The organism is Flavobacterium hydrocarbonoxydans (genome assembly GCF_009789235.1).
GTDB classification, from domain to species: Bacteria; Bacteroidota; Bacteroidia; order Flavobacteriales; family Flavobacteriaceae; genus Flavobacterium; species Flavobacterium hydrocarbonoxydans.
In genome coordinates this window covers 53,235-75,999 of record NZ_WSTB01000007.1, presented here as the reverse complement: position 1 = coordinate 75,999, position 22,765 = coordinate 53,235, and the positions used below count along the sequence as shown (strand labels likewise).

Here is a 22,765-nt window from a genome sequence, read left to right as displayed (position 1 = left end):
ACAAAAAAACCGCCAGCAAATAAATGCTGACGGCTGCCTTAGTAAATAAACAACAAAAACTTAAAAACTAAAACTTAATCTCGCGAACACAAAACGACCGTTTTGCCCAAACTGAGAAACATTTCTTGAATATACAAATTGATTTGCATTTGATAAATCGATACCTGAAGCAGTCGCTGTGTAGGTTACATTTCCGTTAGCATCTACACCATTAGCTCTTTTTGCCGTTTGCGGACCTAAGTTTTTATCCGGATAAATGTCAAAAATATTGTTGGCACCCACTATTATTTTGGTAGTATCAGTAATTTTAAAACCTACAGACATATCCGTGATAATTTTAGCTCCCCAAACTGGGTGTTCGTTTTCTACTGCTTTACCATTTACGATTGTAGCGCCTACAAAACCATCATCATTTACATCTGCAACGTTTGGATCGGTTACTTCTCCAAAATAGACGTTTCTTAAAAAGAAATCAAACTTTTTATAGGTCAGATTGTTTGTCAGATTTACTTTTACTCTTGGTATAGCCTCTTCCAGATAAATTTTCGAAGACTCCGAATAATAAGTATTCACCTGACCTGCCTCTTCTAATATTTTAGAAGCATGAATGTTGCCCACCTGATGTGTTTTAGAAAAAGTTCCTGATAAATCATTTTTCAAAGTCAGGTTTTCGTTCAGATTCAGTTTATTGCTGATTACAATATCAATACCTTTAGATTCGGTATCAATAGCATTGGCAAAGAAAGTGGCTGCATTGGCTCCAGCCGCATCATATAAAGGTTTTGTTGCTGTAGTAGGCGTAAATTGATCGGTAAGAACCACTCTGTCGTCTATTTGTACAAAATAAGCATCGGCAGTTATGGTAATATTGGCAGCTGGTATTTTAGCTGTAAATCCTGCACTATAACTGGTTGATTCTTCTTGTTTTAATTTAGGAATACCAAAAAGCCCTGCAGCACCAGATTGGTCATTATTAAAAGTTCTTACTTCATAAGGAACTCCTCCTGTAAATTGCGTTGCAGTTGAACTATAATAAATTTGATGTAAAGAAGGAGCTCTAAATCCTGTTGAATAAGCACCACGTAAATTGATATTATCTGTCAAGTTATAGCGGGTTGCCAATTTATAATTGAAAGTACTTCCGAAGTCCGAATAATTTTCAAAACGTACAGCTCCATTCAATAACCATTTGTCTGTAACATCCCATTCTAAATCAGTGTATAATGCGACACTATTTCTTTTTTCATTAACCGCATCAACTGGACGATATCCAGGAAAAACTTGCGCACCGCCTGCTCTCGTTGCTCCAAAAAAGTCAGTAACTAAAAGATTGGTTTTATTGGGATCATTAGAAGCAATACCTCCATTAATATCATATAAAGTGTATGAATCCGGAACTCCCGCATTGATTCCGTACATTTCATAACGGTATTCAGCTCCAAAAGCAACGTTTAAAGCACCAAATTTTCTGTTCATATCAAAGTTGGTGGTGTTTTGAGCAAAACGTAAACCACCAGCATCAAATTCAGTAGGAGATTCTTCTCTTAAAGAAGCATTCACTGTATTTTCTATATTGTAATCAAAGGCATTTCTTCCGTAAGTATTACTCAAATCAAAATTCCAGTTTCTAAAAATAGTACCTCTTAATCCAGCCGCTGCCGAAAGGTCATTGATGGTAGAATGTATTTCCGGTAAAAAACCATTCAGATACAAGCCCGTGTACGATCTGGATTGGTTAGGTCTTCTGTAAAAACCTGCTGATTCGCCTTCTCTGTAACTGGTACCTCCAAAAACATAAGCTTCCAATTTATCGGTTATAGGATAAGCAGCATTCAGAAAGAACTGAACACTTTCAAAAGAAGATTGCCCAATTCGCATATTATAATCTTTTCTCTGAAGATTGCGGTAGGCTAATTCACCATCTGCAGCATCAAAATTCAAAGCGGTCTGCATCTCACTAATAGTGGTCGCTCCGTTTATTGCGGTTCTTTGATCATCTGTAAAATAGCCAACTTCCGGTGCATAGGTTTTAAGTGTTGATAAAATCTGGGTTGTGTTAGGGGTGTTGTTAATATTCCCAAATAAAGAGTTGATGTTGATTCCGTCCTCAAAAGCTCTTTGTTCAATGGCATTATAAGCATTGTATAAAGTTCCTGTCGCATCCTTGGCTCTGCTCGTAGCATCACGCAATTGCAAGCTTCCGGTTACGTTGATAAAACTTTTTTCTTTCCCTAAATCAGTACCATAATTGGCGTCAATCTGGTAATGGTTTCCATCATTTCCTCCTCTGTGGTCGTTGGCATTTCTGGAAAAATTACTTCCGGTAAACAAATTGATATCAAACTTATTGGTGTTTTTCTTCAGGTTCAGATTGATTACTCCTGCAATCGCATCAGAGCCATATTGTGCTGAAGCTCCGTCTCTAAGGACTTCTATTTTTTCTAATGCAAAAGATGGAATCGCATTCAAATCTGTCCCTACAGAGCCTCTTCCGGGAGTTCCGTTGATGTTTACCAATGAGGAAGTGTGTCTTCTTTTTCCGTTTACCAATACCAATACCTGATCCGGGCCTAAACCTCTTAACTGTGCAGGGTCTAAGTGATCCGTACCATCAGCAACGGTTTGGGTATTTGACGTAAAGGATGGCGCTACCATATTCAAAATCTGATTCAGATTGGTTTGAGCACCCTGTGTTGCAATATCTTTCATGGCAATCACATCAATAGGTACTGCCGATTCTGTAACCGTTCTCGTGGGATTACGGGAACCAATAATAACAACGTCCTGTAACGTTTCTCCACTTCCGGAGGATAAAGCAACATTTACTATAGGGCCGTCAACAGTAACGGTTTTAGTTTCTAAGCCTACATAAGTAAATTGCAAAACGTCACCAATTTTGGCTTCAATAGTATAATTTCCGTCAATATCTGTAACGGCTCCTTTTTGAGTTCCTTTTACCAAAACACTTACGCCGGGTAATGAGGCTCCTGTTTCGTCAGTTACTTTTCCTTTTACCAGATCGACTTCTTTATTTTTAGAAATAAAAGTTTGTTTTGTTTCTGAGTTGGTAAGTTCAGCGGCACTTAAACTGCTACTGGATAAAATAATAGCTATGGCAAATGGCGATAGCGTTGCTCTTGTCAGTCGAACGAGCAATTGGGTTTTTAGTAAATCCTTTTTCATAATTTTCAATTTTTATTTGTTTGATTTGAAGTTCAATTGAAAGCAAAAAATAATTTATAAGGAAGTTATCGAATACCTTTATAAATTATCAAAAAATGAAAGATTAAGAATTTGTTCAGGAGGAATGTTCGTTCCCTAAAGAAGCGAACTATGTAAAATAATTTTCTTTTTACTAATCTAATTGTTAGTAATTTATAAATACTATTTGTGGTATTATTTACTATTTTACAATACAGATTTAATGTAAAGGAGTGTTGTAAAGCTGTAAAACTACATAATAATATGTTAAAATTCTTACTTTGGTAAAAAATAAAATAACTTTTTTACACTATTTTAAGAATAGGTAGTTTAAAGTCTTTTAAAAACATTTTTAGCAGTATTAAGACTAAGTTTTTATTATTTAAGGAAATTCACAATAGCTTCATTGGTCGTTTTAGACTGATCAATGGATAAAAAATGACCGGCATCTTTTAATTTTTGAGTTTTACAGTTCGCTAAAAATTCTTTAGCACGTTCAAGACTGTCGTCAGAATTGATGACATCATGATCGCCAATCAATACCAGAAAAGGATTGGTTATGGATTTTAATTCATCATCAGAAAAAGGTTTCATCTGGAGCATACTTGAATTTGATTTGGCATATTTATTCGCCAGATAAAATTGTCTTTTGTAAACCGGACTAATTTTCTGAGGATAATAAGAAAAGGTTTTTAATGTTTTCTGAAACTTTCTCTCACTCGGAAAAAGTTTTAAAAATAAGGCAGCAGAAGTTTTTCTGGGTTTGTCTATGTAACCAAAAGTCTGAGCAGGGCTTAGCAAAACTACTTTATCAATATTATTCTGCTTTTGTGTCGCCAACAGCGTTGCAATCCAGCCTCCGCGGGAAGCAGCGACGATATCAAAGTTTTTTAACTTATAATGATCGAAGATTTGATTGTACCAGACTACGATTTCTTCAGAGGAAAGCGGATTTGTTGTCAGCGTAGATTTACCCGGTTCCATTATGTAATCAATAGCGTAAATCCGATGTGTTTTGGCCAATGCCTTGATGTTGGGATACCACATAGTCGAACTGGCGTCCATTCCGTGGAGTAAAACCAAATCTTTTCCGTTTTTAGGTCCGGCAATTATAATATGAGCGGTGCCAAATTTAGTGGGTATATTTTCTTCGGTATAAGGAATATCCCAAAGTTTCAGGGCTTTGTCATACGATTTTATATAGGCTTTCTTTTCCGATTTAGTCTTAAAAACGTAGTCGTCTATTTTTTCTTTTTTAACAGATGAACAGCTTACAATTAAAAATAAAAAGACAAATTTAAACAATGTTTTTGGCATAATAGATAGAATTCAATTCGAGATTAAATTTACCTATAAATCAAATATTTGTTGTTTCAGAATTTAATTCCAGATTATTATAATTACAATGTTTGCTCCTTATACTGTTCTAGGATTTTTTTGAAGTCAGGTGGTATATTTGTACAAATGCTAAAATAGCATTTGGAATAATCACAGGCAAAAGCCATTGATGTATGTCTGTGTAATCTTTAAAAAAGATACCATAAAGCACAAAACAAATACATCCAAACAGATTGATTAAGCGTATTGTTTTTAGATCTTTCAGCAAAAAACCGCCAACAATAAAAATTGATGCAAGATATCCAATGTACTCTGCCATAGTTATATAATGTATTTTGTAAAGCGCAAACCTAGCAAAAGCAAATTATAAAATCAAACTTTCGTTTAAGAAATCGATTTTAAAGAAACCATTTTTTCTGCTGAGGTTCACTCAAAAACGACCAGGCTACAATACGGCTGGTTTTTTGCCCTTGTGCCATATCAATTGTTTTGATTGTGGCTGCATTTACTTTGTTTAACGTTTTATAGATGCTCGAAAGATTTTCTTTTTTAGAAACCAAAGTGGTAAACCACAAACACTGCATTGGGTATTTGGCACTTTCGTAAATCATTTGGGTTACAAAACCAATTTCGCCGCCAGCACACCATAATTCGGCATTTTGTCCGCCAAAGTTCAAAACCGGATTAATTGGTTTTTTCTCTTTTGGATTCAGATTTGAGACTTTGCGTACCGTACTTTTATTCGCTTCTTCTTCGGAAGCATGAAAAGGCGGATTGCACATCGTAAAAGTAAAACGATCCTCAGGAGTGATGATGTTTTTGAAAATAAAGCGGGATTCGGTTTGCTGCTGCAGACTGATGGCTTCAATTAAATGCGGATTGGCTTCGATTATTTTACTGCAATTTGCGATGGCTTTTTCATCGGTATCAGTACCTACAAATGCCCAATCGTAAATAGCGTTTCCTAAAATTGGATAGATACAGTTCGATCCCGTTCCGATATCCAGTCCTAAAACATTCTCTCCGTTAGGTAAGATTCTGTTGTTAGTTTCCGTTAATAAATCGGCCAGATAATGAATATAATCTGTTCTTCCCGGAATAGGAGGACAGAGATAATTTTTAGGAATATCCCAGTTTTGAATATTATAATAGGTTTTTAATAATGCTTTGTTAAGCATTTTTACTGCCTGCGGGTCACTAAAATCAATGGTTTCGACACCATGAATGTTTATGGCAACATGATTTTTTAATTCGGGACAATTAAGAATAAGCTGTGCGAAATCATATCGGGAACGATGAAGATTTCTAGGATGTAAATTGGTTTTTTCTGAATTGTCTGTCATTTCTGTTTGTGAATTTTGGTGCAAAGATAGTCATTCCTTTCGGGTAACGGCTACTTATGAAAATGATTGGCTAATCCTTCAAAATTCCAATTTTTTAAATTCCAAATTCCAATATCAATTGCAATTTCAAAAATCAATTTCAATATTAAATTTGTGAATCTAAAATTCAAAATCCAATTTTCACAACTCACAACCCAAAACCCAAAACTCAAAACCCAAAACCCAAAACCCACAACCCACAACCCACAACCCAAAACCCACAACAGAAACCTCAGTCCATACACTCCATAAGCAATAAATCACCATTGGTGTGGGTGATGGTTACGATACCGTCCTGAGCAACGGCATTACTGCTGCCGGTTCTGTAACCCATTGTAAGCGTGTCGTTTTGTAAAGGATATTGCAAATTAGTTGAGTATATGCCGTTTACTACGCCAACAGGAATGAGCGAAATAGGTGTTTTTGCCGTGTACCATTTTTCGAATTTGTTAGGCAAAAGAAATATTTTGGAATGGTCGTCGAGAATCACAATTTTGAGTAAATCGCGGTACCGAACGATATTGGTAAGATTAGTTATGGTGTGATCGGCGCGTTTTCCGGTAGCCCAAACCACGTTTACGGCTAGGATTTTTCGTTCGATTAAGTAATCGAAAGCTTTTTCCAGATCGGTTTTGTCCTGGTCTGGTGCATGTACGATTTCGATTGGGAATTGCGACGTTTTGTAAATTTCTGGATCGAAATCACGGTCAAAATCTCCCAGAAGCACATCGACTTTTATATCTAGTTCAATCACCCTTTCGATAGCAGAATCGAGTACAACCACAAGTGGCGACCATTCCAGTAATTGCCCTAATAATTCAGGATGGCAAGCAGCTCCGTTGGCAATGATTAAAGCGGGTTCCTGGTCGTCGCGGACAATATGGTGTGATGACATTTTTTTATTTTAGATTTTAGACTGTAGATTTTAGATTTGCTTCAAGGGCTGAAACTAAGCTTAAAAATTAACTGCAAAGGTCGCTAAGTTTTACGCAAAGATCGCAAAGTTTAAAACTTTTTTAAATAGGTGATTAAAAATTATAATAAAGAAGCTAAGAAATCTAAAATCTAAAGTCTTAAATCACCAGTCGTCTGTGGTAATTGATTTGGCCTAGATGATAGGCTAAATGGGTCGAAAGATGAACCAGGAAAAAACCGGTTGTCATTTCTTTTTCGAAAACAATTTGCGGATAAATAGCTTCCAGATCTTCTTCTTTTAAAGAATCAAGAGCATGGTTTACGACAAGAATAGTGTCGTTTATTTTTTGAATTAATGTTGTTCTGGGAATGTTTTTCAGAGAAAATTCTAAAGGTCTGTCCCGAATGTAACCTGTTTTTCCGATTTCGGCACCAATGAACGTATTGATATTCCCGATGAGGTGCAACGTAAGATTTCCCGCTGAGTTAGAAATGTTTTTATCAATGGTCCAAATCAGGGCTTCGTTTTCGTAGGATTCAATTTCGAAAATAAGTTTGTTGAGGTCCCGGTTGAAAAGCGATTTTAAAGTTTCTACTAACATAATTTTTAAATTTTATTTCTAATAGGAATCCAAATTTCTTCTTCAGATTCCGGATCGTCTTTTTTATACTTTTCATCCATTACAGCAAAATGTGGTCTGTCATCAACAGCATATTCTGATTTTGGAATCCATTCTGCAAAAATGGAATGATAGGTTTGATGTGCATTAGCTGCCGGGCCTTTATGAAGAAATACAGCATATAAACCGTCTGGAATTAGTAATTTTTCCATATTTAATGGAATCTCATTAAAATCGCTTACTTCGACTCCAGCCCATTTTTCGAAAGTGTTAGCGGGGTCGAAATGAGTAAAATGATTTAAAGGAAAAACTTCGAGCGAATATAAATTAGTATTGACCTGGTTTTTAATTTCCTTTCTTCGGGGCATAAAACCGCTCCATAATTCAAAAGTTTTATTTTCGAGGAAAGACATGATGAGGTGTTTTCCAATAATTTTTTTTGCTGTCAGATTTTCAATTCGAAGTTCCATTTCAATTTGATTTTATTCAATAGTGTATTTTCTGGAGTCAATTTCGCTTAAAGAAAAATAGCCTAACGGGTAATTTGCTTTATCAGTAGTATTGATGATATTTCCTTTTACGGTGGCAGGAGGCGACTGAAAGGGGCCACCGGAACTACTACCTGCAATACTGATTAGAATCGTCATATAATTATAGTATTGTTTCGAAATTCCGATATGTGTTACCTCAATAACATCTTCGGCCTTTAAATCTTCATCATCTGAAATACTAAAAAACTCATTTCCCTGAAAAAATTTATCTTCATCAACATAATAGTTTGAGGTGATTTTGTTTGAATAGACATATTTGTATAAGTAATAGTTGTTTTCATCCGCAGGATCATCATAAAAAGTTCGTACTTCAATTTCATCTCCGGTAAAACCACCTTCGTTATTTTGTTCTATTTTTTTGATAGGTGCTACAGCCGTTAACGTTTCAGTTGCGGTGTAAGTATTGCCATTGCTAATGACAGTCAGAATATAGGTTTCGTTGATTACAGGTGTAAAATTAGAGCATACATAACGTCCTGTTTTACCTACTTCGACAAAATCGAATTGTTGATTACTGCTGTTTTTCACAAAAATGGTAGCACCGGAAACAGTTGGAACTACGTTTTCGAAAAACCCGGTAGTGGTAGTTAGTTTTATAATTTGCTGATTTCCTGTTGTTCCTTTTTTCCAGTTGATTGCGGCTTCAATCACTAATTTTGGTGGAGCCGGATCCAAATCAACATCTACAACTTCTTCGCAGCCAGTGAAGAAAATAGTTAAGAAAAACACGATTAGTAAAGGTATTTTTTTCATGGTATATCGTTTAATTTCCTTTAACAGAAATGATTTTTAAAATTTGAAATTGTAGCTCACAGCAGGAACAATTCCGAAAATAGAGGTTTTTACGGCTTCGTTGTATCCCGTATCGACATTTTGCCTAAAGTTGATTGAAGCTGCATTTTTACGATTGTACAAGTTGTAAATGCTAAAAACCCATTCGCCTTTCCAATTTCGGTCTTTGTTTTTTCTTGGAGTTAAAGTGGCAGAAATATCCAGATGATGATAGGCTGGTAATCGGTCTTTGTTTCGCAAACCATAACTTGGAACGGTCATGTCTAAATATTTATACTGATCATTTGGAAATGTCGCCGGCTGTCCGGACTGTAAAGCAAAATTAGCTCCGAAGGACCATTTTTCATTCAGATTATAAGCTCCTGTAATGGCTAAATTATGTTTTTTGTCGTAAGCAGAATTGTACCATTCACCATTATTGATTCCGGTTTCTTCAGGAGTTCTTCCCGGAGTCTGCTGCTCTGATTTGGATAAGGTATAAGAAACCCATCCGTTGAATTTGCCTTCGTTTTTCTTGAACATAATTTCTAATCCATAGGCACGCATTCTTCCGTTAAGGATTACCTGTTCGATAGCATCGTTCGCAATTAAATCGGCCCCATCAATGTAATCCAGACGATTTTTGATTTTTTTATAAAAGGTTTCGGCTTCAATAGAATAAGCGCCATTGTTGATATTTCTAAAATAACCTAAAGCTACCTGATCGGCGAGCTGCGGTTTGATATATCGGTCACTTGGCATCCAGACATCCAGCGGAGTAGGAGACGAGGTGTTCGAAATTAACTGAAGATATTGTGCCATCCTGTTATAACTTGCTTTGATGGCCTGATCATCATTAAGTTGGTACGAAATAGCAAATCGGGGTTCGAGGTTGTTATAACTTTCTATTACCTTGTTTTTGTTGTAATGTTCTGTGCCAATTGGAGTTCCCTTTGAATAAACCTCTGTATCCGGATTGAAGTTTACGGGACTGTTGTTTTCGTATAAATTAACAGTCGATTCGCCCAGACGGTAAAACAAACTGTAACGTAACCCGTAAGAAACAGTCAGTTTTTTCGAAAGTTGGTTTTCTGCTTCGATGTAAACGGCTGGCTCAAAAGCATACTTTTTATCTAACTGATCCGGATTAATTCTGGATTCATCATTTGACGGTTTAATTGTTCCGGGATTAAATTCGTAATAAATTCCGTTTAAACCATAAGTCAGTTTAAATTTATCCGAAATATAGTTCTTGAAATCGTATTTGATATTGTAGTTCTTGATACCAGAATCCCATTTGAAACCTACATAATCAAAATCGAGTCCGTAATAATAATCGCTGTAAATCAGGGATAAATTCGAGAATAATTTATCTGAATATAAATGGTTCCAGCGCAGATTAAGCGTTGAATTTCCGTAAATATTTGTAAAACTTTTATTCAGACTAAAAACATCACGACCAAAATAACCAGATAAATACAAGCTGTTGTTATCGTTTACTTTGTAACTCAGTTTTGTATTTAAATCATAAAAATAAGCTGCATTGTCTTTGTTGTCTTCAGAAAATTTTAAAAACAAATGGGCATACGAAGCTCTTCCTCCAATCAAAAAAGAACCTTTATCTTTTACCAAAGGACCTTCGGCAAGAATTCGACTTGAAATTAAACCAATCCCTCCATTTACATGAAATTCTTTGCTGTTTCCATCCTTCTGATAAATATCCAAAACAGAAGAAGCTCTTCCGCCATAACGGGCAGGAATTCCACCTTTATATAATTTTAAATCTTTGATGGCATCTGGATTAAAAACAGAGAAAAATCCAAAAACGTGCGACGAATTAAATATGGTTGCTTCGTCTAATAAAATTAAATTCTGATCAGCACCACCGCCACGAACATTAAATCCTGAAGCGCCTTCACCCGCATTGGTAACACCCGGAAGCAGTAAAATAGATTTTAAGACATCAACCTCTCCAAGCACTACAGGCATTTTTTTAATGGTAGAAATTGAGAGTTTATTGGTGCTCATTTCCGGCGATTTGATGTTGATTTTACCTTTGTTATCGGTAATGACAACCTCTTGAAGTTGTTCACCACCTTCGTTTAGACCAAAATTATTTTTAGTATTTTGATTCAAATTAATGGTTTGTTGAACGGTTTGATACCCCACATAACTGATTTCAATTTGATGCTCACCTCCAGGAACGGTCAGGGAATAAAAACCATATTCGTTAGTAGTGGTTCCCATTTTTAAAGCCGGAATATAAATATTAACACCAATTAAAGTTTCATTATTTTTTAAGTCGGTAATGGTACCACTCAGTGTAAACTTTTGTTTAGCAGGCTCTGTGTTTTGCGAAAAAGTAGGTAAGACTGTTAAAAAGAAGAAAATAAGGAAACTAATTTTTTTTAAAATCATTGCTGGTTATTTGAATTACAAATTTCATTAATTCGAAAAGGAATGCCTACTGAACGGTTGTTAATTATGCTAAAATATTTAATATTAATGGGTAATGCAATTTTTTAGTTTAATGATATTGTTTTTTTAATGCCTTAAAAGTTACATTTCGGTAACAGGCATAGGTTGAATTACAGCTTTCTCAGGATTTTTCTTCAAATGTTTGTTAACCCGATTTAAAAGAAAAATCGAAACAACCGAAATAGCGATGATAATATAACCTAAGGTATCGTAATGTTCCAGCGGGCTAAAACTGTCTTTTTGTACCACGATTGTACCTGCAAAAGCGGCAGCAATTCCTCCGGCTATTTGTTGCAATGATGAGTTGATACTCATAAATGCGCCTCTGTCCTGCATAGCTGGTACCGAAGTTACCAAAGCTGTCGAAGGTACCATTCGGCCCATAATGCCCATCATCATCAGTACATTTGTTATGGCAACAATCCAAAAAGGTGTAGCACCTAAATTGGTGTAAATTCCAATCATTACAATTGTCCAGATAGAAGCAAAAGTAAATATTTTGAACTTGTCTATTTTATCACTTAATTTTCCAATTATAGGCATCACAATCAAGGTCGAAAGTCCTGCAATCATAAATAGCATAGGTAATTCTTCTTGTGTAATTTTTAAATTATTGATAGCAAATGCGCTTCCGAAAGGCATCATCATAAATCCTCCAACAGAAAGTATAGAAGTTGCTGCAAAACCTATCTGGTATTCTTTTTTGGCAAGTGTGTGCATTAAGTGTGCAAAAGGCGATTTTTCCTGTTGTACCGCAAGATGTGCCGTGATTGGTTTTAATTTAATGGCAATTAAAATAGCAATAATGGCTGCCATTCCTGCTACCCATAAAAATGGCGCGTGCCAGCCCCAGGCATTCGCTAAATACAATCCGATTGGGATTCCCAGAATCTGACTTGCTCCAAATCCCATTTGTATAAAACCCATCACGCGACCACGTTGCTGAATCGAGAATATATCGGCAACAATCGCCATAGAAATAGAGCCTATAACACCTCCAAATAAACCGGTGATAATTCTGGCCGCAACTAGTAAAGGATATGAAGTAACAACTCCACATAATATAGTGCCAAGAATAAATCCGATGTAGAAAAAAAGTAATAATTTTTTTCGATCAAATTTATCCGCAAAACCAGCTGTAAGAAGCCCTGAAATCCCGGCACTAAACGCATAAGCAGAAACTACCAGTCCGAAATGAGAAGGTTTAAGTTGCAAAGATTTCATTAAAATATCTCCCAAAGGCGACATGACCATGAAATCTAAAATTACGGTGAATTGAGTGATGGCCAGTATAAAAATGGCAAATTTTTGATAACCAGTAAAAGGTATGGCTTGTTTTTGATCTTTCATTTTTGTTTTATTCTAATGGTGTACAGTCGAAATCATGCGCGTCGATGATATTGATGATTTCTTCTTCTGATAGCAAATCGCTTTCAATTCGCAAAACGCAATCAATATCTTCCTGATCAATATTCCACTGGCGAATTTCAGTTTTTTGATTAAGTATCTTACTAATTAATTGTTTGTCGTTCTCGGTTCTGATATTGGTTGCAAATACCAATATGTTGGTTGAGTTTTCCATATTGTACTATTATTATGGTGTTAGTGCTTTTATAACTAATTCAAATGCTTCATCCATTTTTTCTTTGGTGAATTTAAAAGGAGTATCACCAAAACTTTTGCCTTCATTTTCAAAACGAAGTAAGGCATATAATGGACCGTAAGCCACACTCCAGAAAACCTCGATAGAAATAGGAAGGAGTTCTTTTTTTTCTAAAGCATTTTCTATAAAATTCCACATGGTTTTTTTGAAATTAGCAAGGCTTTCTTCTAAAATAGTATCCCGATAACTAGAATGGCTTAATGCTTCCCAACAAGCTACTTTTAAAGGATTTTTCAAAGCGAAACGTGCTCTGTTTTCCCACTGTTTTCTTAATCCTTCTTTAAAAGACATAGTAGGCGAGAAATCTTTTACCATTTCGCTAAAAAAGGTTTGTCCAATTTCTGTTCCGATTTTCTTTATCAAATCTTCTTTGTCTGAATAATAGATGTATAAAGTGGCAACAGAAACTCCGCTTTCTTTAGCCAGTCGATTCATTCCAAAGCCTTCAATGCCGTATTTCACGAGCATTTCAATCGCTTTTTGTTTTACAGCATCTTCTTTGTTTGGATCTCTTGTTCGCATTTTTTTAAATTTAACGGAACAAATGTATTAAATATAAATGAATGTTCGCTTACTTATAAAAAAATAATCCATGTAAGATGGATTATTTTAAAAAATGAAAAGAGATAAACTCGTTGATTGTAATTAATAAAAATTTAATTAAACACATAGAACACAGAGGTTTTATGATTTAAAAAAAAAAGGAAATCAAAAAGAAACTCGTTTCTTTACATATAGCTATGTGTTTTAATGGAAGTGAAACGCCTTTTTTGAGTTCGATAAGCTATATTTCTATGTGTTAAAATAATTTCACCCAACGGGTAAGAGATAAATATTTAGCTAAACGACTGCCTGAATTCTAACGGCGACAATTTCGTTTTCTTTTTAAATAAGGTACTAAACGATTGCGCATGCTCAAATCCGAGTTCATAAGCAATTTCGCTTACCGAAAGTTCAGTTGTCGAAAGTTTCTCTTTTGCTTTGCTGATGAGCTTTTCGTGTATGTGTTGTTGCGTGTTTTGTCCGGTTTGGATTCTCAAAAGGTCACTTAGGTAATTAGGAGAGATATTCATCGCTTCGGCAATTTGATGAACGGTTAAAAGTCCTTTTCCAGATGATGAATTTTCGAAATATTCATTCAGATAGGTTTCAAATCTTGTCAGAAGCTGATGATTTCCGCTTTTTCGGGTAATGAATTGTCTTTCGTAAAAACGTTTGGAATAATTTAGCAACAATTCAATCTGAGACAAAATAATTTCCTGAGTATGCTGGTCTATGTGCTGACATTCTTTATCTATTTTATGGAAGATTTCAATCAGATTATTTTCTTCATCTTCGGATAAATGCAAAGCTTCATTCACGGCGTAGGAGAAAAACCCGTATGAAGAAATAGTATTTGCCAAAGAATGTTTCAATAAAAAATCTTCATGAAAAATCAGTAAATAGCCATTGGAATCACATTGCACATTTTGCAGGTCAAGATACTGAACCTGATTCGGTGCCGTAAAACTCAGCACACCTTTGTCGTAGTCATAATGCTGTTGCCCGTATCTTATTTTTCCTGTTGCATTTCTTTTCAATGCTACACAGTAAAATCTGTTTACAAAACCTTTCCAAATCTCATCTTCAAGAAAAATACTTTCGGACAGATTGATAATACTTACCAACGGATGTTTCGGTTCGGGAAGTGACAGTAATTGGTGAAATTTGGAAATGGAGGCAATTGTGTTCATTATTGTAAATTTAAATTTAATAATCTAAAAGTCCCATACTGAATTCGTCATAAGGCGCACCGGTATCAGTTCCTAAAGGTACGATGTTTTCCAGTTTTTGTAATTCAGATTCGCTTAATACGATTTTACTGGCTTCGATATTTTCTTCAAGATATTTTCTGCGTTTCGTCCCTGGAATAGGAACGATTCCTTTGCTGATAATCCACGCCAAAGCTAATTGAGAAGAGGTGATGTTTTTTTCTCTGGCTAATGCTGCAACAGCTTCTACGAGTTCAATGTTTTTATAGAAATACTGCTCCTGAAAACGTGGAATTCCTCTTCGAAAATCGTTTTCTGGTAAATCATCAATTGTACGGATTTGTCCGGATAAAAAACCTCTTCCCAAAGGTGAATAAGCGACAAAACCAATTCCCAATTCATTCAAAGTTGTGATAACACCTTTTTCCTCAACCGTTCTTTCAAACAAAGAATATTCACTTTGAACGGCCGTAATGGGATGAACAGCGTGGGCTCTTTTTACAGTTTCCGAAGATACTTCTGATAATCCGATGTAACCAATTTTCCCTTCTTTTACCAACTCAGACATCGCTTCAACTGTTTCTTCGATAGGGGTATTTTTATCAAGACGATGCATATAATAAAGGTCGATGTAATCGGTTTTCAGATTTTTAAGGGAACGTTCTACGGATTTTTTTACATACTCTTTTTGTCCATTTATTTTCCACGTTACCTGGTCCTTGTCGTCGATTTCCCAGCCAAATTTTGTAGCGATAGTATATTGGTCACGATTTCCTTCGATAGCTTTTGCAATGAGTTGTTCATTTTTAAAAGGACCATACAAATCTGCCGTGTCGAGGAAATTTCCACCCAATTCCAAAGAACGATGAATAGTGGCGATAGCTTCTTTCTCATCGGTTTTGCCATACATATCTGCACCTCCAAAACCTGTCATTCCCATACAACCCAAGCCAATATTCGGAATAATTAATCCCTGACTTCCTAATTTTACTTGATTCAAATTCTTATTCATAATATTGATTTTAAGAGTACAAAGTTGAAGAGAAATCAGGAAGAGAATGTATGCAAAATGATGATTATCGTATGCAAATTACGGGTAGTGAATTTTTGTTTCATCAATTAAATGATTGTCTAAATTCTAAAGGCGACATTTCAGTTTTGCTTTTAAATAATTTACTGAAGGATTGCGAATGCTCAAAACCTAATTCGAATGCAATTTCGCTTATCGATAAATTGGTTGTAGAGAGTTTTTCTTTGGCCTTTTCGATTAGTTTTTCATGAATGTGCTGTTGGGTACTTTGCCCAGTTATGGTTTTTAGAACACCACTTAAATAATTTGGTGATAGATTTAAAGTTTCTGCAATATGTTGTACCGTTGGCAACCCTTTTTTGACCAGTAAATCACTATTGAAATAATCGTCTAGTATAGTTTCCAGACGAGCTAGTATTTTATGATTAGTAATTTTTCGGGTGATAAATTGGCGTTGGTAAAATCGCTCAGAATAGGTAAGCAACAATTCTATTTGAGCGATAATTACATCCTGACTAAACTTATCTATATTAGAATGGTATTCGTCTTCAATATTTTTTATGATGTTTACAATCATTGCTTCTTCTTTATCTGAAAGGTGCAGCGCTTCATGTACGGCATAACTAAAATATTCGTATTGTTTTATTTTTTTTGCCAATGGTGTATTCCATAGAAAATCGGGATGAATGAGTAACGAACATCCTTCATGCTGCATCTCTGCATTGGATATGATTGAAAAAACCTGTCCGGGCGAAATAAAAAACAAAACACCTTCATCAAAATCATATTCTTGCTGCCCGTAACGCATTTTAGTATTTAAGCATCTTTTTAGGGCAATCGAATAAAAATCAAGCATAATACTTTTTGGTTCATCGTCCTGTAGTTTTTTCATATCTTCAAAACTATACACGCTGATTAAAGGGTGTTGCGGTTTGGGTAAATTTCGAAACTGATGAAATTCACTGATACTTTTTATCCGATGTGGTTGCTTGCCTGCCATAGTACAAGATACTTATTTTTGATTAAAAATTGCAGCAAATTCTTTGGCGTAATCTTTTAGTTTTACTTTTCCAATTACAGAAGGTTTGTTCTTCTGAAAATCTTCACCTAATAAACCACTATAAAGACTGGCGTACATTTCGACTAAACCTGCTGCAATTTTTGGGTTCATACCAATTGCTGTTAATCCAGCCAAAGTCTCTTCATTACTAATAAATTTCCATTTCAATTCGGGCATTCCGATAGCTTCACCTATAATACGGGCGGTTTCATCTCCTGTAAGTTCCTCACTTACTACATAACATATTTTTCTTCCTGTAAAAGGAGTTGTGATTTCATTGGCAATAGCATCTGCAATATCAATTGGCGAAACCCAAGGAATGGTACGATCTGCACCATAATTAGCCGCAATAAGTCCCTGAGCTTTTATCATTTCTGCATATCCTAAAAGATTATAGTAAAAAGACGTAGGACGCATATGTGTAATAGCTATTTCTTCCGGAAGTTTATCGAGGATTTTCGCAAGATGATGAGCTCCAGTCAGGATACCGGATCCTTCAGCTAAATGCGCCCCAATAGTACTTAAATTTACGACACGTTTTACACCAGATTTTTCGATTGCTTTTGCATAATTGTTTCCTAATCGAACATAATATTCAAATAAGTCTAGATTTTGATCAAAGTAGTTGTTTGGTGGTACCATTATATAAACAACATCTGAACCGGTAAATGTTTGGGTAAGAAACGCGGTATCTTCAAGTGAGCCAATCGCTGCGATTGCGCCAATTGCTTCAATAGCGGACTGTTTTTCTGCATTACTGCTGATAACGGTCACTATATGTCCTTTTTGCACTAAATCAATAGCAAGAGGTTTGCTAATATTTCCTAATGAACCTGTAATTATAATTTTCATATTTTCTATTTATTTGTTTGAGCAAAGTTCCGCAACAAATGCAAAATCAATGTAGCCGAATCTACTGTTGTTGTAGTCAAAATTTGAGGCTTGCTTTTTAATAAAGTGAAAAGGAGAATGTAAGCGTAATTATTGGATACAAAAAAAAGACAACCATTTCTGATTGTCTTTTTATATATAAAATTTGAAATTTTTAATTATGCTATTTTAGCAATAATTGCATTGAATGTTTCACTTGGACGCATCGCTTTGCTGGTTAATTCCGGATTTGGCTGATAATAACCGCCAATTGCCTGTGCTTTTCCTTGAGCACCAATTAATTCTGCATCAATTTTAGCTTCGTTAGCTTCAAATTCAGCAGCAATTGGAGTAAAGATAGCTTTCAATTCAGCATCTTTATTCTGAGCAGCCAAAGCCTGAGCCCAGTAATAAGCAAGGTAAAAGTGAGAACCACGGTTGTCAATCTGACCTACTTTACGAGCTGGAGATTTATCATTTGCAAGGAATTTATCGTTTGCCTGATCTAAAGTTTCAGATAAAATAATAGCTTTAGCATTGTCTAAAGTTTGTCCTAAATGCTCTAATGAAGCACCAAGAGCCAAAAATTCTCCTAGAGAATCCCAGCGTAAATAGCCTTCTTCAGTAAATTGCTCAACGTGTTTAGGAGCAGAACCTCCAGCACCCGTTTCGAACAAACCACCACCATTCATTAATGGAACGATAGACAACATCTTTGCAGAAGTTCCTAATTCTAAAATTGGGAATAAATCGGTTAAGTAATCACGTAAAACATTTCCGGTTACCGAGATAGTGTCTAAACCTTTGATGATTCTGTCTAAAGTAAATTCTGTAGCAGCAACTGGATTCAGGATACGAATATCAAGGTTTACAGTATTGTGATCTTTTAGGTATTTCTGAACTTTTGCAATCAATTCTCTGTCGTGTGCTCTGTTTTCGTCTAACCAGAAAACCGCAGGAGTATCAGATAAACGGGCTCTGTTTACAGCTAGTTTTACCCAGTCCTGAATAGGAGCGTCTTTTGCCTGACACATTCTGAAAATGTCGTTAGCTTCTACATTTTGTTCCATCAAAACAGTTCCTTTAGTGTCAACTACACGAACAACTCCGTCAGCAGTCATTTGGAAAGTTTTGTCATGAGAACCATATTCTTCCGCTTTTTGAGCCATCAAACCTACGTTAGGAACACTTCCCATAGTTTTTGGGTCAAAAGCACCGTGTTTTTTACAGAAATCGATAGTTGCAGTATAGATTCCAGCGTAAGAACGGTCTGGGATAATCGCAATTGTATCTTGTTGTTTTCCTTCTTTATTATACATCTGTCCAGAAGTACGAATCATGGCTGGCATAGAAGCATCCACAATTACGTCAGACGGAACGTGTAAGTTGGTAATTCCTTTGTCAGAATTTACCATTGCCAGAGCTGGTCCGTTTGCGATTGCAGCATCGATTGCAGCTTCCACTTCTGCCTGCTCAGGTTTTCCAGCAATTTTAGCATAAACATCACCTAAACCATTTCGGGTATCAATGTTTAATTCATTGAATAAAGTTTCGTATTTTTTGAAAACATCAGCGAAATATACTTCAACGATAGCGCCAAAGATAATCGGATCTGAAACTTTCATCATCGTAGCTTTTAAATGCACAGAAAGTAAAACACCTTCTTTTTTGGCTTCAGCAATTGCATCAGCAGCAAAAGATTTTAATTTTTTTACACTTAAAACAGAACTGTCTATAATTTCTCCGGCTTTAAGCGGAGTACTTGCTTTAAGAACAGTTGTAGAACCGTCTTTAGCCACAAATTCTATTTTTACATCATTAGCTTCAGCTACAGTAAGGGATTGTTCACTTCCGTAAAAATCACCATTTGGCATCGAAGCTACTTTAGTTTTGGAGTCAGCAGACCAGGCACCCATAGAGTGTGGATTTGCTTTTGCAAAGTTTTTCACGGCTCTTGGAGCTCTACGGTCAGAGTTTCCTTCACGTAAAACAGGGTTTACAGCAGAACCTAAAACTTTAGAATATTTTGCCTTGATTTCCTTTTCAGTATCATTTTGTGGATCTTCTGGAAAATCAGGAATTTTGTAACCATGAGACTGCAATTCTGCGATTGCTCCTTTTAATTGAGGAACAGAAGCCGAAACGTTCGGTAATTTGATGATATTAGCTTCTGGTAAAGTAGCTAATTTTCCAAGTTCTGCAAGAGCATCTCCGGTTTTTTGATCCTCTGTTAAAAATTCAGGAAAATTAGATAAAATTCTACCTGCTAAAGAAATATCTCTTGTTTCAATTGCAATACCAGCAGTACCAGTAAAGGCTTGGACAATAGGTAATAAAGAATAAGTCGCTAACAAAGGCGCCTCATCAGTTAAGGTGTAAAAAATTTTTGAATTCTGTGTCATTTTTTTTTTTTTTTTTATAATCGTATCGCCTGAAGTGGGCGATGTAAAAGGTGTATTCGGCTCGAAACGAGCGGAGCAAATATAATAAAAACAGTCCGAAAACGGTTTAGTTTTAAAGATAATTCGGGAAATTAACAGATTATTATTTGAATGACTTTAAATTGTCAAATCGATGATTTTGATATTAAAAAATTACGGTTTTATCATTTGAAAAAAACAGGCATAAAAAAAACTCGTTTCAAATGATATGAAACGAGTTTTTTATAACAAAGAGATAAATGATTATCTTCTTTTATCTTTAATCTTAGCTTTTTTACCAGTAAGTTCTCTGAAGTAGAAAATTCTAGCTCTACGAACAGCTCCTTTTTTGTTGATTTCAATTTTCTGTAAAGCTGGTAAGTTTACTGGGAAGATACGCTCAACTCCAATAGCTCCAGACATTTTACGGATAGTGAAAGTTTCTGTGTTACCAGAACCTCTTCTTTGAATAACAACTCCTTTAAAAAACTGAGTTCTTGTTTTTTCACCCTCTTTAATTTCGTAGAAAACTGTGATAGTATCTCCAGCTCCGAAAACAGGGAAATCTTTTTTAGCAACTAATTCGTCTTGAACGAATTTCATTAAATCTGCCATGATAATATAAATTATGGTTTTTTATAATAGAGTAACATTCACGGATCTCGCCAGAGGTTAGTCTAATTCGGGTGCAAATGTAAGCAAAAAAATTAAAATTCCAATAAAATTAAATTCCAAATTTCAATTTCTTAACTGGTTCATTAATTGGAGTTTGCAGTTTTTCTTTTTGGAATTTCGTAAAATTTAGAGAACGAGTTTCGCAAGCTTTACTTTGCGTTGTAATTGTTTGATGTTTTTACTGGTCTTTTTATTAAGATCTAAGAATTTGTCATTTCCTAAAGATGATTTTAAATCTTTATCTCTTTTGCTAAACAAACCGTCAATTTTGCTGTCTCGTTCTGTTTTCGACACTGATTTTTTATCTAAATTTAATAAGCCCGTTGCTAAATCGGCATTTGCTTTTTCGTAACTGCTTTTTTGTTTGGCATCAAGTGTAACGCCTTCTGTTTTGTTTAACTCAGAAAGCAATGATTTTTTATTTAAACCCTGAGCAAAACTTACGGATGAAATTAAAAAAGCAAGGCAAAAACTTAGTTTGATAATTACTTCTTTCATAATTTTTAGTATTTGATTAATTAATAAGTATTTAAAATTGAAATTAAGTTACATTCATTTTAATAAAATCAAAAACAAAAATGCTGAAAGAGTTTAGTTATTCTTCCAACAAATCCGGACGTCTGTTTTTAGTATGTTCATACGCCATATCTTCGCGCCATTTATCAATTTTGGCAAAATGTCCGCTGGTTAAAACCTCAGGAACTTTCCATCCTTTATAATCGGCTGGTCGTGTATATATAGGACCCGAAAGCAAATTGTCCTGAAAACTATCTGTTAATGCAGATGTTTCATCGCTTAAAACACCTGGAATCAAACGAATCAAAGCATCAGATAAAACTAAAGCACCTAATTCTCCGCCTGATAAAACATAATCACCAATTGAAATTTCTTTGGTAATAAAATGATCACGAACACGCTGATCTACTCCTTTATAATGTCCGCACAAAATGATGATGTTTGCATACATCGACATAGTATTGGCCATTTTTTGATTTAAAGTTTCTCCGTCAGGCGACATATAAATGATTTCATCGTACGCCCTTTCGCTTTTCAAATGCGTAATACAGGCATCAATTGGCTGTACGGTCATCACCATTCCTGCTCCGCCTCCAAACGGATAGTCATCTACACTTTTTTGTTTGTTGGTGGTATAATCCCGCAAATTATGAAAATGTACTTCAACCAGTCCTTTGTCGATGGCGCGTTTCATAATCGAAGCCTCAAAAGGACTTTTTAATAATTCTGGTAAAATGGTGATAATATCAATTCGCATTGCTGTTGTTCAGTTTTATGCGGCAAAGATACAAAGTTTATGATTTGTATCATTTTTGTATGAAACATTTAAAAATTCATATTTTTTAAACACCGAATTGTTTTAAATGATAATCAAGGTGTTTCCATATCAATAAATCCCATTCCTCATAAGTTAAATCTCCAAAAAACGGATGATTCATTTCTGGAATAGCATCTCTTCCTTGATCTGCAAATACTGTAATGTATCTGATTAATTCACTTTTGGCTTTGCTAAAAACATAATGTCTTGTTATTAACAACTCTTTAGCAGTAGGACCTCCTTTTTGAAAATCACCGTTGTAAATAATTTTATGTTTTAATGTTTTTCCCAAAATTTTCATTAAATAATTCATTTTTAATTCCAGTTTTCCCTGCGATGTTTTAATGGCTAAACTACAATGTTTCAACATTTGATCAACACTCATTGTTCCCCACAATGGTTGTGAATCTTCATGTAATATATTGATTCGGGCTATCATTTTATCAGTTCCATTTTTGTCAAATATCGAATCCATAATTTGAAGTATTTAGACTACAAATGTATTTAAATATAAAATATAATGTAAGATTTTATCTCGTAATTTTATTATTTTTTTGTTTTTAAGATATTCATAACCAGCTTTGTATTAAAATTTATGTTATTTTCAATCAAATATTAATTTTTTGAAGATTAGTGCAAAAAAAATGGAATAAATAAGTTGTGTTTTTTTATGGAATTGTATCTGGGTAAATGGAATAAATCATTTG

At 35.0% G+C, this 22,765-nt stretch carries 21 protein-coding genes; all 21 read right to left on the bottom strand.

What is annotated here, in order from left to right; translation table 11 throughout:
- Window positions 1-60 precede the first annotated feature (60 nt).
- Window positions 61-3,183 carry a TonB-dependent receptor gene (locus GON26_RS13535; RefSeq protein ID WP_160375311.1) on the bottom strand — a complete coding sequence of 1,041 codons (3,123 nt, stop codon included), beginning with the start codon at window positions 3,181-3,183 and terminating at the stop codon, window positions 61-63.
- 396 nt (window positions 3,184-3,579) lie between these two features.
- Window positions 3,580-4,518, bottom strand: a complete 939-nt coding sequence (locus tag GON26_RS13530; RefSeq protein ID WP_160375310.1) for an alpha/beta fold hydrolase — start codon at window positions 4,516-4,518, stop codon at window positions 3,580-3,582.
- Between the two features lie 109 nt (window positions 4,519-4,627).
- Window positions 4,628-4,858 (bottom strand): uroporphyrinogen decarboxylase, encoded by a 231-nt coding sequence (locus tag GON26_RS13525; protein ID WP_160375309.1) that lies wholly within the window; start codon window positions 4,856-4,858, stop codon window positions 4,628-4,630.
- A gap of 79 nt (window positions 4,859-4,937) precedes the next feature.
- Window positions 4,938-5,882 carry a 23S rRNA (adenine(1618)-N(6))-methyltransferase RlmF gene (rlmF, locus tag GON26_RS13520; RefSeq protein WP_160375308.1) on the bottom strand — a complete coding sequence of 315 codons (945 nt, stop codon included), beginning with the start codon at window positions 5,880-5,882 and terminating at the stop codon, window positions 4,938-4,940.
- Window positions 5,883-6,153: 271 nt separating this feature from the next.
- Complete coding sequence (locus tag GON26_RS13515) at window positions 6,154-6,816, bottom strand: thiamine diphosphokinase (RefSeq protein ID WP_160375307.1); 663 nt, start codon at window positions 6,814-6,816, stop codon at window positions 6,154-6,156.
- A 178-nt stretch (window positions 6,817-6,994) separates the two neighbouring features.
- Entirely contained in the window at window positions 6,995-7,438 is a 444-nt protein-coding gene (locus GON26_RS13510; RefSeq protein ID WP_160375306.1) for a DinB family protein, read from the bottom strand.
- A gap of 5 nt (window positions 7,439-7,443) precedes the next feature.
- Window positions 7,444-7,926 (bottom strand): GyrI-like domain-containing protein, encoded by a 483-nt coding sequence (locus tag GON26_RS13505; RefSeq protein ID WP_160375305.1) that lies wholly within the window; start codon window positions 7,924-7,926, stop codon window positions 7,444-7,446.
- Window positions 7,927-7,938: 12 nt separating this feature from the next.
- On the bottom strand, window positions 7,939-8,760 hold the full coding sequence (locus tag GON26_RS13500) for a DUF4249 domain-containing protein (protein ID WP_160375304.1): 822 nt from the start codon (window positions 8,758-8,760) through the stop codon (window positions 7,939-7,941).
- Window positions 8,761-8,796: 36 nt separating this feature from the next.
- Entirely contained in the window at window positions 8,797-11,196 is a 2,400-nt protein-coding gene (locus tag GON26_RS13495; protein ID WP_160375303.1) for a TonB-dependent receptor, read from the bottom strand.
- Window positions 11,197-11,337: 141 nt separating this feature from the next.
- Window positions 11,338-12,606 carry an MFS transporter gene (locus GON26_RS13490; RefSeq protein WP_160375302.1) on the bottom strand — a complete coding sequence of 423 codons (1,269 nt, stop codon included), beginning with the start codon at window positions 12,604-12,606 and terminating at the stop codon, window positions 11,338-11,340.
- Window positions 12,607-12,613: 7 nt separating this feature from the next.
- A complete protein-coding gene (locus GON26_RS13485; RefSeq protein ID WP_160375301.1) occupies window positions 12,614-12,838 on the bottom strand; it encodes a hypothetical protein in 225 nt (74 codons plus the stop codon).
- A 12-nt stretch (window positions 12,839-12,850) separates the two neighbouring features.
- Window positions 12,851-13,441, bottom strand: a complete 591-nt coding sequence (locus GON26_RS13480; protein ID WP_160375300.1) for a TetR/AcrR family transcriptional regulator — start codon at window positions 13,439-13,441, stop codon at window positions 12,851-12,853.
- 314 nt (window positions 13,442-13,755) lie between these two features.
- Window positions 13,756-14,652: a helix-turn-helix domain-containing protein gene (locus tag GON26_RS13475; RefSeq protein ID WP_160375299.1), complete on the bottom strand. Its 897-nt coding sequence runs from the start codon at window positions 14,650-14,652 to the stop codon at window positions 13,756-13,758.
- A 16-nt stretch (window positions 14,653-14,668) separates the two neighbouring features.
- A complete protein-coding gene (locus GON26_RS13470; RefSeq protein ID WP_160375298.1) occupies window positions 14,669-15,682 on the bottom strand; it encodes an aldo/keto reductase in 1,014 nt (337 codons plus the stop codon).
- A 103-nt stretch (window positions 15,683-15,785) separates the two neighbouring features.
- Window positions 15,786-16,700, bottom strand: coding sequence for a helix-turn-helix domain-containing protein (locus GON26_RS13465; RefSeq protein ID WP_160375297.1), 915 nt, complete (start codon window positions 16,698-16,700; stop codon window positions 15,786-15,788).
- A 12-nt stretch (window positions 16,701-16,712) separates the two neighbouring features.
- On the bottom strand, window positions 16,713-17,612 hold the full coding sequence (locus tag GON26_RS13460) for an NmrA family NAD(P)-binding protein (RefSeq protein ID WP_160375296.1): 900 nt from the start codon (window positions 17,610-17,612) through the stop codon (window positions 16,713-16,715).
- Window positions 17,613-17,809: 197 nt separating this feature from the next.
- Window positions 17,810-20,032 carry an NADP-dependent isocitrate dehydrogenase gene (locus GON26_RS13455; RefSeq protein WP_160375295.1) on the bottom strand — a complete coding sequence of 741 codons (2,223 nt, stop codon included), beginning with the start codon at window positions 20,030-20,032 and terminating at the stop codon, window positions 17,810-17,812.
- A gap of 282 nt (window positions 20,033-20,314) precedes the next feature.
- Window positions 20,315-20,665, bottom strand: a complete 351-nt coding sequence (gene rplS / locus GON26_RS13450; RefSeq protein ID WP_160375294.1) for a 50S ribosomal protein L19 — start codon at window positions 20,663-20,665, stop codon at window positions 20,315-20,317.
- 186 nt (window positions 20,666-20,851) lie between these two features.
- The gene (locus GON26_RS13445) at window positions 20,852-21,223 is read right to left on the bottom strand and encodes a hypothetical protein (RefSeq protein ID WP_160375293.1); all 372 of its coding nucleotides are present in this window, start codon (window positions 21,221-21,223) and stop codon (window positions 20,852-20,854) included.
- A 97-nt stretch (window positions 21,224-21,320) separates the two neighbouring features.
- Window positions 21,321-21,998 carry a tRNA (guanosine(37)-N1)-methyltransferase TrmD gene (gene trmD / locus GON26_RS13440; protein WP_160375292.1) on the bottom strand — a complete coding sequence of 226 codons (678 nt, stop codon included), beginning with the start codon at window positions 21,996-21,998 and terminating at the stop codon, window positions 21,321-21,323.
- A gap of 85 nt (window positions 21,999-22,083) precedes the next feature.
- Complete coding sequence (locus GON26_RS13435; RefSeq protein WP_160375291.1) at window positions 22,084-22,533, bottom strand: DUF1569 domain-containing protein; 450 nt, start codon at window positions 22,531-22,533, stop codon at window positions 22,084-22,086.
- Window positions 22,534-22,765 lie beyond the last annotated feature (232 nt).

What these genes read in the sequence shown, in the direction of transcription:
- GON26_RS13535 (WP_160375311.1), bottom strand. Translation starts at nt 3,183, where the DNA reads ATGAAAAAGGATTTACTAAAAACCCAATTGCTCGTTCGACTGACAAGA.
- GON26_RS13530 (WP_160375310.1), bottom strand. Translation starts at nt 4,518, where the DNA reads ATGCCAAAAACATTGTTTAAATTTGTCTTTTTATTTTTAATTGTAAGC.
- GON26_RS13525 (WP_160375309.1), bottom strand. Translation starts at nt 4,858, where the DNA reads ATGGCAGAGTACATTGGATATCTTGCATCAATTTTTATTGTTGGCGGT.
- rlmF (WP_160375308.1), bottom strand. Translation starts at nt 5,882, where the DNA reads ATGACAGACAATTCAGAAAAAACCAATTTACATCCTAGAAATCTTCAT.
- GON26_RS13515 (WP_160375307.1), bottom strand. Translation starts at nt 6,816, where the DNA reads ATGTCATCACACCATATTGTCCGCGACGACCAGGAACCCGCTTTAATC.
- GON26_RS13510 (WP_160375306.1), bottom strand. Translation starts at nt 7,438, where the DNA reads ATGTTAGTAGAAACTTTAAAATCGCTTTTCAACCGGGACCTCAACAAA.
- GON26_RS13505 (WP_160375305.1), bottom strand. Translation starts at nt 7,926, where the DNA reads ATGGAACTTCGAATTGAAAATCTGACAGCAAAAAAAATTATTGGAAAA.
- GON26_RS13500 (WP_160375304.1), bottom strand. Translation starts at nt 8,760, where the DNA reads ATGAAAAAAATACCTTTACTAATCGTGTTTTTCTTAACTATTTTCTTC.
- GON26_RS13495 (WP_160375303.1), bottom strand. Translation starts at nt 11,196, where the DNA reads ATGATTTTAAAAAAAATTAGTTTCCTTATTTTCTTCTTTTTAACAGTC.
- GON26_RS13490 (WP_160375302.1), bottom strand. Translation starts at nt 12,606, where the DNA reads ATGAAAGATCAAAAACAAGCCATACCTTTTACTGGTTATCAAAAATTT.
- GON26_RS13485 (WP_160375301.1), bottom strand. Translation starts at nt 12,838, where the DNA reads ATGGAAAACTCAACCAACATATTGGTATTTGCAACCAATATCAGAACC.
- GON26_RS13480 (WP_160375300.1), bottom strand. Translation starts at nt 13,441, where the DNA reads ATGCGAACAAGAGATCCAAACAAAGAAGATGCTGTAAAACAAAAAGCG.
- GON26_RS13475 (WP_160375299.1), bottom strand. Translation starts at nt 14,652, where the DNA reads ATGAACACAATTGCCTCCATTTCCAAATTTCACCAATTACTGTCACTT.
- GON26_RS13470 (WP_160375298.1), bottom strand. Translation starts at nt 15,682, where the DNA reads ATGAATAAGAATTTGAATCAAGTAAAATTAGGAAGTCAGGGATTAATT.
- GON26_RS13465 (WP_160375297.1), bottom strand. Translation starts at nt 16,700, where the DNA reads ATGGCAGGCAAGCAACCACATCGGATAAAAAGTATCAGTGAATTTCAT.
- GON26_RS13460 (WP_160375296.1), bottom strand. Translation starts at nt 17,612, where the DNA reads ATGAAAATTATAATTACAGGTTCATTAGGAAATATTAGCAAACCTCTT.
- GON26_RS13455 (WP_160375295.1), bottom strand. Translation starts at nt 20,032, where the DNA reads ATGACACAGAATTCAAAAATTTTTTACACCTTAACTGATGAGGCGCCT.
- rplS (WP_160375294.1), bottom strand. Translation starts at nt 20,665, where the DNA reads ATGGCAGATTTAATGAAATTCGTTCAAGACGAATTAGTTGCTAAAAAA.
- GON26_RS13445 (WP_160375293.1), bottom strand. Translation starts at nt 21,223, where the DNA reads ATGAAAGAAGTAATTATCAAACTAAGTTTTTGCCTTGCTTTTTTAATT.
- trmD (WP_160375292.1), bottom strand. Translation starts at nt 21,998, where the DNA reads ATGCGAATTGATATTATCACCATTTTACCAGAATTATTAAAAAGTCCT.
- GON26_RS13435 (WP_160375291.1), bottom strand. Translation starts at nt 22,533, where the DNA reads ATGGATTCGATATTTGACAAAAATGGAACTGATAAAATGATAGCCCGA.